We start from the raw sequence: 892 nt of genomic DNA, 5'->3' as shown, positions 1-892 counted from the left end.
GTCGTGGAATATACATGAAGCAGAGTTTACAGGGAGGCAGCGGGCAGGAAAAGGGCGTCGGGGCCAGCGTACTCACGCCAGCGGCGTGCTAATTTATGCGTGTGTATCAATGCGACGGTGAAGGATACGCCGCCGATCGCGTGTACGGAACATCAGCCGGCGCCAGCATTGATCTGAGTCTGGGTCTTAAAGACGGTTGAGGCTGCAAAGCAGCCGTGCTCGCACCGCAGGGGCGCTACGTTCGGTTCAATGTTGTCTGACAACGTCTTCCCTGCCCGTCATTTTGGATGATTAATGGCGGATTTGTGCCAGGTCGTCAGCTGTCAGGCCGGTTATTCTCATTACCGAGTCGCGATCGATACCGTTCGCCAGCATGGAGCGTGCAACCTGAAGTTTACCTTCAAGCATACCTTCTTGACGTCCTTTGGCTTCACCAAGCTGGATACCTTCCAACCGGCCTTTTTCAATCCCTTTTTGTTCGAGTTTTTGTGCGATCGTCATCAATACCTCCTCGTGCTGTGGTGAGCGGCGCGCCAGCTCCCGAATAAAGTTTTCCGGTGCTGCCGTGTCGCCAACCTGCAACATGTAATTCATCAGCGATGTTAGTTGCTCATTATTAGTGTAACCGGCAAGCAGCAACGTGACCAGTTGTTCCAGTAGCTCGGCAAGGTCACGCTGACGAACGTGCTTTTGCAGCAGCTCCAGGATGGCCATGCGCCGGTGCGTCATTATTTCGTCATCAGAAATGACCGTCACGTCAACTAGGGCGTTGGTGCACGGATGGCTAAACGGGTATCATCAATGCCTGCCCATTCTGACATGTGTTAACGATGCCGCATAAACACAACGCCAAAAAACGTCACCACATTCCCAAAGCAAAATACACCCTCAC

At 53.0% G+C, this 892-nt stretch carries 1 pseudogene; it reads right to left on the bottom strand.

The annotated features are described in order from the left end of the window. Positions 1-291 precede the first annotated feature (291 nt). A pseudogene (locus ACMV5I_RS29540) lies at positions 292-765 on the bottom strand (Rpn family recombination-promoting nuclease/putative transposase); the annotation flags it as partial. Between the last annotated feature and the right edge of the window lie 127 nt (positions 766-892).

The organism is Serratia sp. T13T92 (assembly GCF_047530105.1).
Taxonomy (GTDB): Bacteria; Pseudomonadota; Gammaproteobacteria; order Enterobacterales; family Enterobacteriaceae; genus Chania; species Chania fonticola.
Note: the sequence above shows the minus strand (reverse complement) of the source record. Positions and strands in the feature narration are given on the sequence as shown.